The organism is Dehalococcoidia bacterium (genome assembly GCA_035574915.1).
Classification (GTDB): domain Bacteria; phylum Chloroflexota; class Dehalococcoidia; order DSTF01; family WHTK01; genus DATLYJ01.
The window spans coordinates 1-8,267 of record DATLYJ010000099.1 but is presented as its reverse complement, the minus strand read 5'-3'; the positions used below and the strand labels follow the sequence as shown (position 1 = coordinate 8,267).

Below are 8,267 nucleotides of genomic sequence, written 5' to 3'. Positions count from 1 at the left end.
AGAACCGCCGGGAGCGTCGTCAGGCGAGCCGGCGCTGATCGGACGCTGGACGACGCTCGCAGGCGCCCGGCCCGTCCCGGCGGCGGACCGCGGCCCCCGGCGTTCAGCGCCGCTCGACCAGCCCGACGCGGTAGCCCGCGGCGGCGAGCTCGAAGGCGCGGCGGAGTGCCGTCAGCCTGAGCGCGTCGCGGCGGTGGGGTGCACCGCCGGCGCGTAGCCGGCGCGCACCACTGCGACCAGGCATCGCGGCGTCAGGACGGTCACCACGCCCCGCGGCAGCGGGCGGCGCTCCGTGTAGCCGCCCGCCGACCAGGCGAGGAGCGCGCCGTCCCAGAGGAGCCAGGGCGCGCCGTCGGGGGCCACGTACGTCCCCTCCGGCAACCGGCCGATGTCCTCGGTGTACGTGCGCTTCACGCCCGGGCCGGCCATCCGGTCCGCGTGGAGCCGTCGGTCGATCGCGTCCGCTGACGCGGGCTCGCCCGGGAAGCACGCTGTCCAGGTCGCCACGAACCGCGTGTACTCCGTGCGGCGGCATTCGGCGCATGGCCGGTGCCCGGCGGCCAGCGCGGTCGCTTCGTCCAGGAAGAAGAGCTCCGTGTACGAGCCCGGCCGCATCAGCTGGCGCCGCCGGTTGCGATAGCTCGTACGGCACGCGATCCAGCGCCGCCCCTGCGCGTAGCGGACGATCCGGCGTCGCGCGTCGTGCAGGATGCCGCGGTTGCCCATGAGCAGCCCGCGGCCGTCGAGGGCCACGATGTCGCCGAATGGCGTGACTCGGTTCTGGAGCGGCATTCGCCTCGACGGTACCATCCGCCGGCGCTCGACGGAGGCGATCTCACGGGGACGGCCAGGGCATTTCCGAGCCCTGGCGGCGACGTGCTAGCATGCCGCGGCACCTGGTAGGGGAGGGTCCTGCCGGCGACAACCTGCACCGTCTCGCGGTGCGTCGGAAGCCACCTGCATTGGTCGGCCGTTGACGCGACCAGGCGGCCGCATAGCGGAGTTCAGGTCGGAGGCGCAATGGACCGGATATCCGAGACCGTCGAGCGCCACTACGGGCACGGCGAGGTGCTGGAGCGTATTCTTCGCACGCTTCAGGCGATGGGCAAAGACATGACACGGCTCGTGCCCTCCGATCTCGCGCCGGTAGACGAGTTCCACATCCGGGGCCGGGAGGCGACCATCGAGCTGGCAAACCGGGCCGCCCTGCGGCCCGGGCTGAGGGTGCTCGATGTGGGAAGCGGGCTCGGGGGCTCCGCACGGTTCCTGGCCTCCGAGTACCGGTGCCACGTGACCGGAATAGATCTCACCCGGGAATACGTGAACGCGGCCCGCGCGCTGGCCGATCTGGTCGGCCTCGGAGGAGAGGTCGAGTTCCGCCAGGCCAACGCGCTCGACTTACCGTTCGCCGACGCCTCGTTCGACGTGGTCTGGACCGAGCACGCGCAGATGAACATCGAGGACAAGCGCGCGTTCTATGGGCAAGGGGCGCGGGTGCTCAAGGCCGGGGGCGAGCTCGTCTTTCATGACATCTTCAAGGGGGACGGGCCGCCGGTCGAATTCCCGGTGCCATGGGCCGAAGAGGCCTCGATCAGCTTCCTCGCCACGCCGGAGACGGCGCGGGACATCCTCGAGGCGGTCGGGTTCGAGATCACGCACTGGGAAGAGAAGACCCGGCAGTCGCTGGAGTGGTTCTCGGCGGCCATCGAGAAGATCAAGGTGGCCGGTCCTCCGCCGCTCGGCATCCATCTGCTCATGGGACCGAGCGCGAAGCTCAAGCTGGAGAACATGGTGCGCAACCTGGAGGAGCGGAGGATCGTCGTCTTCCTGGCTGTCGCCAGGAAAGGCCGGCCGCCGGCGGCGTAGTCGCCGGTGTCGCCGGCGCGGCGGCCGGCCTCGGCTGCGCCGGTCGTCAGGCCACCCGCCGGAAGAGCGGCAGACAGGCGGACGCGATCTGCTCCACATGGCGATGGTCCGTACCGCAGCACCCGCCCATGACGTTGAGGTGCTTGAGCCGCTCCCTCTTGAGCGCGGCGTAGTCCCGCCCGAGCTCGGCCGGGTTGCCGGCGTCGAGGTCGGAAGCCTCGTTGAGCTCGGCGTGGCTCATCCGGGACGCGTTCGCTCGAAGGCCGCGGATCCTGGCGGTCCAGGACGCGCCCCCGGGCACGACCCGGTCGAAGTGACTGGGGTGGGCGCAGTTGATCATGAAGTACGCCGGGTACCCCGAGGTCGCATCGTCGACGTGCCGGATGGCGTCCGCCAACGACTGCCCGGTCGGGAGGTGTCCGTCGGTCTCCACCGTGAACGAGATGACGACGGGCATGTTCGCGCGCTTCGCCGCCCGCGCGATGCCGACCGCCTCTTCGGCGTAGGTCATGGTGATGGCGGAGACCAGGTCGGCGGCGGTGTCACGGAAGGTCTCGACCTGCCCGCGGTGATACTCCTCCGCTTCCGCATGCGACATGGCCGTGTCCGCGATGTAGCCGTCGCCGCGAGGCCCGATGCATCCGCTGATGACGATCGGCCTCCGGTCGGTCTCGTGCTCGCCCCGGATTTCTTCGAGTAGCCGGACCGATTGCCTGTTGGCCTCGGCCAGGGCGTCGGCGCTGTAGCCGAGTCTCCGGCCCCAGTCCGGGTTGGACCGCCACGTGGCGGTTTCGAGGATCAAGCCGACGTCGAACCGCTTGGCGAGCTCGGCGTAGGTCCGGAAGTACCTCCGGAGGGCATCCGTGCCTTCCGGCGTCCGGAGGAGGTGGAAGGCCGCGAAGTGGGGGAGGTCCTGCCCGTCGAGAAAGATGAGGGTAGTCTCGATCCCGCCGTCGGTCATGAAGAAATCGCCGCCCAGCTGGGGCAGCGCCGCTCGGTACTTGGCCATGTCTACCTCCGCTCAGCCGCGGATCTCGACACCGGCCCACTCTTCGAGCACCTTGGCTACGGAAGTGAAGTCCGAGTCGGGCCCGAAGCGAGCGTTGGTCACCGCAAGCATCTCACGAACGGCGGCGCCGACCACCATCGGCACGCCGAGCGCCTCGGCCTCGTCCACGCAGAGCCGGACATCTTTGTAGGACAGGGCGGTGGCGAAACCGAAGTCGAAGGTTCGGGTGAGGACGGCCCGGGGGAATTTGTCCTGGGTCGCGCTGTTTCGGCCGCTGCCCGAGTTGATGATGTCGATGAGCACCCGAGGGTCGAGGCCGGCCTTCACCCCCATGGCGAGCGCTTCTGAGGAGACGACCAGCGCCGCCGCCGACAGCAGGTTGTTGGCGAGCTTCGCCGTCTGGGCCAAGCCCGCCCGCTCACCCGTGAAGAAGACGCGGCCGAAGATTGCCAGTAGGGGCTGCAGCGCCTGGACGGTGTCCTTCGGGCCGGACACCATGACCGCGAGCGTGCCCGCCCGGGCGCCGGCGACACCGCCGCTGACCGGGGCGTCGATGGCCGTAATCCCTCGGGCTCCGAGACCGTCCGACACAATCCTGGCGACCCGCGGACCGGTCGTGGAGAGATCCACGTATCTGCGGACCCGCGTGCCGTGGATCACCCCTTTCTCGCCGAGGGCCACAGCCTGGACGACGTCGGGCGTCGGGAGGCTCACGAACACGGTCTCGGCCGCCGACGCAACGTCGGCCGGGGTGGCGACGACGCGGGCGCCCCGCGCGGCGAGTGGTTGTACGGCTGCCGGGTTGATGTCGCACACGCAGAGCGAGTGACCGGCGTCCAGCAGACGGAGAGCCATCGGCCCTCCCATCCGGCCGACCCCGATGAATCCCAACGAGTCGCTTCCCATCGGGCTCCTCCCTGGGCGGCTCACTCCGCCCGCGCGCTTATCGGTCGAGTTCGGCGAAGACTTCCCGGGCGGTGCGGAAGGCGTCGACGGCGGCCGGCACGCCGCAGTAGATGGCGACCTGCAGGAAGACCTCTCGAATCTCTTCCCGGCTGACGCCGTTCCGCAGGGCGCCGCGCACGTGGACCTTCAGTTCGTGTGGCCGGTTCAGCGCGCTGAGCATCGCCAGATTGAGCAAGCTCCGGATCTTCCGCGGCAACTGCTCGCGGCCCCAGACGGCCCCCCAGCAGTATTCCGTGATCAGTTCCTGCAGGGGACGGTTGAAATCGTCAGCCGTCTTGAGCGAGTTCTCGACGTACTCGGCGCCCAGCACCGCTTTCCGGATCTCCAGACCTCGCTCGAACAGTGCCTGGTTCATGCTCGGAAACTCCCTCCTGCGGTTGGTGCGGCAGTCCGACCCTTGTCGGACTGTCTGATTGACAGTGTGACGGATTGTATGTCATACATATCGGCCAACGCAAACGTCTCAACCCGATGTCTGCTCGAGAGCGAGCGAGGCCCAGGCACGACGGCGATGGCGGCTCCATCCACTGAGCGCGCCGCCCGAGGAGACCACTCGATGCGCGTGGCCCACGTGGCCGCGCCGATCCGGACGCAGGTCGTGGAAACGCTGCGGACGGCCATCACCAGCGGGCGATTCGCGGCCGGGCAGCGCCTGGTTGAGAAGGAGCTCTGCGCCCTTATGGAGGTCAGCCGGGCTTCGCTCCGCGAGGCGCTGCGGCAGCTCGAGGCCGAAGGGCTAGTAGTCAACGTCCCGAATCGCGGGCTCGTGGTGGCCCGGCTCACGGTCCGGGACGCCGAGAGCATCTACGAGGTGCGCGGCGTGCTCGAGGCGCTGGCCGCGAGGTTGTTCGCCAGCCGGGCGACCGACGAGCAGGTAGCGGCGCTCGGGACCGCGGTGGGGCGACTGGGGGCCGCTTATGCCGCTGGCGACGTGGAACGGATCATCGCGATCAAGAAGGAGTTTTACGACATCCTCTTCGCCGGGTCCGGCAACAGCGTGATACCGTCGATCCTCCGCTCGGTCAATGCGCGGATCACGCAGTTGCGGCGGGTTTCACTTTCGTCTCCCGCGCGCTGGCCGGCGAGCATCGCCGAGATCCGCGCGATGCTGGCTGCGATCGAGCGTCGAGACCCGGAGGCGGCGTTCCACGCGGCGCTGGACCACGTCCAGCGGGCCGCCGCCGCCGCCCTGCCCCTGCTGGAGCCTTGACGCGTGCTGTGGGCCGGCCGTCGTCGACGCGCGCTGCCGGCGTGCTCCGCCCCGCTCCCACGCGCTCCCCTGACCACCGAGCAGGCATACCGACCTGCCGAGGAGGCCGCCCGATGATCGTGCTGCGCAATGGTCGCGGGACTCTACTGTCGGTCGTGGCGGTTGGACTGGCCCTTGTGCTCGCTGGGCTCGCGCTCAGCCCGGCCGCGGCACTGGCCGCCGAAGAACTGAAGATCGCACTCGTCGTGCCTCTGTCCGGACGCTGGGCCCGCCAGGGGCAGCTCAAGAAAATGGGGGCCGAGATGGCGATCGAAGAGATCAACGCGCAGGGCGGCATCCGGGCCCTGGGCGGGGCCCGAATTGTGCTGCGCGAGGCCGACGCTGGCGACACCGTGGAGAAGGCGGTGAGCGCCGCCCAGCGGGTCCTCGGGCGCGAAAAGATCAGCGCGGGAATCGGCGCCTGGCTCAGCTCGTTCACGCTGGGCGTCACCGAGGTGGCCGAGCGGCTGCAGGTCCCCTGGTTCACGTTGTCGTACGCGGATTCGATCACCGAGCGGGGCTTTAAGTACACGTTCCAGACGTCGCCGGTGGGAGGTTTGCAGGCGGCCCAGGCCCTCGACCTGTTCCTGTCGCTGGCGAAGGCTCACCGGACGGAGGTGAAGAAGGCGGCGATCGTCGGCGACAATACCGCCGCCTCGGTCTTCTTCTTCAAGCCGTTGAGGGAGAAGCTCCTGCGCGAGAAGGGGATCGAGCTTGTGGTGGACGAGATCTGGACGCCGCCGCTCGCCGACGGGACGCCCGTCGTCCAGAAGATTCGTTCGGCCCAACCGGACGTGATGTTCTTCAGCGCCACCGCGCTGCCCGACTCGATCCAGGTCCTGCAGAAGATGAAGGAATTCGGCGTCCGACTGCCCATCATGGGTAACGGAGTCTGGTTGCTGATGCCGGAGACGGTCCAGGCAGTGGGCAAGGACCTGATCGAAGGCGTGATGTCCTCCGTGGGCGCTCATCCCCTGAAGGGGCAGGAGCCTTTGGTCGAGCGGTTCAAGAAGCGCACGGGCGAGCCCTTCATGGTGCAGGACTCGCTCATGGCTTACGTCCACGTCTGGATCATCAAGGAGGCGGCCGAGCTGGCGAAGTCCACGGATCCTCGGGCCATCCGCGACGCGGTCGGGCGCCTCGACCTGACCTCCGGTCCGGCGACGGCGCTCGTCCCCGGCCGAATCCGGTACGACGAGCGGGGCCGCCGGGTCGGCGCCACCACGATCATCGTCCAGTGGCAGGGGGGCGAGCCTTTCACGGTCGCCCCCGCCGAGTTCGCGATGCGCAAGCCCCTCTGGCCGTCGGCCCGCTAGTCCGGCGCCGCGGGGCCGCCGCCGGTGCCGGCCAGCGAGCTCGTCCAGTACGTCGTGACGGGATTGCTCGTGGGGGCGATCTATGCCCTGATGAGCATCGGCCTCGCTCTCATCTTCGGCGTCATGCGGGTCGTCAACTTCGCCCAGGGCGATTTCATGATGCTCGGCATGTACGTGACCTACTTCCTGGCGACGGGCTACGGCGTCGACCCTCTGGCCGGGGCGCTCCTCATCGTCCCGCCGTTCTTCCTGCTGGGGATGCTCGTCCACCGGGTCCTGCTGGTGCGCGTGACCGGCCGTGGGGACCCGCAGCGCGAGATGGACGCCCAGCTCATCCTCACCCTCGGACTGTCGCTCGTCATCACCAATGCGACGAGCATGATCCTGTCGCCGACGCCTCGCGCGATCCAGACCGCCTACGCGACCCGGGCATTCACCGCCGGGCCCGTGCTTATCAACCAGGCCCGCTCGTACGCCTTCGTGATGGCGGTCCTCCTCGCGCTGCTCGTCTGGACGTTCCTGACTCGGACTGACCTGGGCAAGGCGCTTCGCGCGGCTGCGGACGACCCGGAAGCGGCGGAGTACCAGGGCATCAGTGTTCGCACGATGCATGGCCTGGCTTTCGGCATCGGGGTCGCCCTGGTGGCGGCGGCGGGCGGCCTGCTGGCCACGTACCACCCGATCGAGCCCACGGTGGCGGTCAACTTCATCGTCCTGATGTTCGTCGCCGTCGTGCTGGGCGGCCTGGGGAGCATTCCGGGCGCCTTTCTGGGGGGGCTACTGATCGGGCTTGTTCAGTCGCTGACGCTCCTGGTGTTGCCGCTCCAGCTCCAGAACGTGGGCGTTTTCGTCGCGTTCCTGCTGGTCCTCTACCTGCGACCGCAAGGGCTGCTGGGCCGGCGGCTGCGGGCGGTCTGATGGCGGTACGGAGCGCCGCCGGCGTGCGTGGGCTTTTGCCCGTCGGGCTGGTCGTGCTGGTCGGACTGGTGCTGACCGTTTGGCTCCAGGAGCGCTACCACCACCGCGTCCTCACGCTGGCCCTGGTTTGGGCGACGATGGGACTGGCGTGGAACGTCATCAGCGGTTACGGCGGCCAGACCTCCTTCGGTCACCAGGCCTTTTTCGGCATCGGCGCCTACACCACGGTGCTGCTCACGATTCGGACGGGCCTGAGCCCTTGGATCGGCATGTGGGTGGGCGTCGCGCTCGCGGTCCTGGCCGCGGCGTTCATCGGCTATCCGACATTCCGGTTGGCGGGGATCTACTTCGCCCTGGCGACGCTGGCCTACCCCCTGATCCTGCGAATCCTCATGGATTTCCTCGGCTACCAGGAAGTGGCGATCCCGATGGTCCGCGACCATCCCGCGCTCTACCTGCAGTTCAGCGACCCGCGCGCCTACAGCCTGCTGGGACTGGCCGCGTTCGCCGGGACGCTGACCCTCTCGCACTGGCTCGAATCGTCCAGGCTCGGGTACTCGTTGCGGGCCCTCAAGGAGAACGAGCAGGCTGCGGAGGCGGCCGGCGTGGACACGTTCCGGAGCAAGTTGCTCGCCTACATGATCAGCGCGGCTCCAGCCGCGCTAATCGGCGCCATCTACGCCCACGCGATTCTGTTCGTGGTGACGCCGGACGCCGTCTTCGGCGTGCTCGTCATCGTGCAGACGCTGGTGGTCTGCCTGGTGGGCGGCGCGGGCAGCAAGTGGGGGCCGGTTGTCGGCGCGGCGCTCATGGTGCCGATCAGCGAGGTCCTCGACGCCACGCTCGGCGACTCGTTTCCGGGAATCCAAGGCGTGGTGTACGGCTCGGCGCTGATGCTCATCATGCTCTTCGCCCCCGAGGGGCTGCACTGGCGGGTGCGGGG

General features: G+C 69.1%; 10 protein-coding genes. 6 read left to right on the top strand and 4 right to left on the bottom strand.

Annotated elements, in window-relative coordinates; genetic code table 11:
• A partial coding sequence (locus tag VNN10_09410) for a hypothetical protein (GenBank protein HXH22236.1) occupies positions 1-217 on the top strand: 217 nt, incomplete at its 5' end.
• On the opposite strand, the gene VNN10_09405 is transcribed toward VNN10_09410, so the two are convergent.
• Positions 172-792 (bottom strand): hypothetical protein, encoded by a 621-nt coding sequence (locus tag VNN10_09405; GenBank protein HXH22235.1) that lies wholly within the window; start codon positions 790-792, stop codon positions 172-174. The genes VNN10_09410 and VNN10_09405 overlap by 46 nt on opposite strands.
• 228 nt (positions 793-1,020) lie before the next feature.
• Here VNN10_09405 and VNN10_09400 point away from each other — a divergent pair, with 228 nt between their 5' ends.
• Complete coding sequence (locus tag VNN10_09400; protein HXH22234.1) at positions 1,021-1,866, top strand: methyltransferase domain-containing protein; 846 nt, start codon at positions 1,021-1,023, stop codon at positions 1,864-1,866.
• Between the two features lie 46 nt (positions 1,867-1,912).
• Here VNN10_09400 and VNN10_09395 read toward each other — a convergent pair whose 3' ends face one another.
• The 3 genes from VNN10_09395 to pcaC are packed head-to-tail and all read right to left on the bottom strand — an operon-like array spanning position 1,913 to position 4,196.
• The gene (locus tag VNN10_09395) at positions 1,913-2,875 is read right to left on the bottom strand and encodes a homocysteine S-methyltransferase family protein (GenBank protein HXH22233.1); all 963 of its coding nucleotides are present in this window, start codon (positions 2,873-2,875) and stop codon (positions 1,913-1,915) included.
• 12 nt (positions 2,876-2,887) lie between these two features.
• The gene (locus tag VNN10_09390; protein HXH22232.1) at positions 2,888-3,781 is read right to left on the bottom strand and encodes an NAD(P)-dependent oxidoreductase; all 894 of its coding nucleotides are present in this window, start codon (positions 3,779-3,781) and stop codon (positions 2,888-2,890) included.
• A 37-nt stretch (positions 3,782-3,818) separates the two neighbouring features.
• Complete coding sequence (gene pcaC / locus VNN10_09385; protein HXH22231.1) at positions 3,819-4,196, bottom strand: 4-carboxymuconolactone decarboxylase; 378 nt, start codon at positions 4,194-4,196, stop codon at positions 3,819-3,821.
• A 201-nt stretch (positions 4,197-4,397) separates the two neighbouring features.
• Here pcaC and VNN10_09380 point away from each other — a divergent pair, with 201 nt between their 5' ends.
• The 4 genes from VNN10_09380 to VNN10_09365 form a co-directional block, all read left to right on the top strand.
• The gene (locus tag VNN10_09380; protein ID HXH22230.1) at positions 4,398-5,051 is read left to right on the top strand and encodes a GntR family transcriptional regulator; all 654 of its coding nucleotides are present in this window, start codon (positions 4,398-4,400) and stop codon (positions 5,049-5,051) included.
• Positions 5,052-5,164: 113 nt separating this feature from the next.
• Positions 5,165-6,406: an ABC transporter substrate-binding protein gene (locus VNN10_09375; protein ID HXH22229.1), complete on the top strand. Its 1,242-nt coding sequence runs from the start codon at positions 5,165-5,167 to the stop codon at positions 6,404-6,406.
• 24 nt (positions 6,407-6,430) lie between these two features.
• Positions 6,431-7,324, top strand: a complete 894-nt coding sequence (locus VNN10_09370) for a branched-chain amino acid ABC transporter permease (GenBank protein HXH22228.1) — start codon at positions 6,431-6,433, stop codon at positions 7,322-7,324.
• On the top strand, positions 7,324-8,267 hold a 944-nt coding region (locus VNN10_09365), incomplete at its 3' end, for a branched-chain amino acid ABC transporter permease (protein HXH22227.1). The genes VNN10_09370 and VNN10_09365, both read left to right, overlap by 1 nt.

Coding starts and splice junctions, on each gene's coding strand:
- VNN10_09375 (HXH22229.1), top strand. CDS start 5,165: ATGATCGTGCTGCGCAATGGTCGCGGGACTCTACTGTCGGTCGTGGCG.
- VNN10_09380 (HXH22230.1), top strand. CDS start 4,398: ATGCGCGTGGCCCACGTGGCCGCGCCGATCCGGACGCAGGTCGTGGAA.
- VNN10_09395 (HXH22233.1), bottom strand. CDS start 2,875: ATGGCCAAGTACCGAGCGGCGCTGCCCCAGCTGGGCGGCGATTTCTTC.
- VNN10_09405 (HXH22235.1), bottom strand. CDS start 792: ATGCCGCTCCAGAACCGAGTCACGCCATTCGGCGACATCGTGGCCCTC.
- VNN10_09400 (HXH22234.1), top strand. CDS start 1,021: ATGGACCGGATATCCGAGACCGTCGAGCGCCACTACGGGCACGGCGAG.
- pcaC (HXH22231.1), bottom strand. CDS start 4,196: ATGAACCAGGCACTGTTCGAGCGAGGTCTGGAGATCCGGAAAGCGGTG.
- VNN10_09390 (HXH22232.1), bottom strand. CDS start 3,781: ATGGGAAGCGACTCGTTGGGATTCATCGGGGTCGGCCGGATGGGAGGG.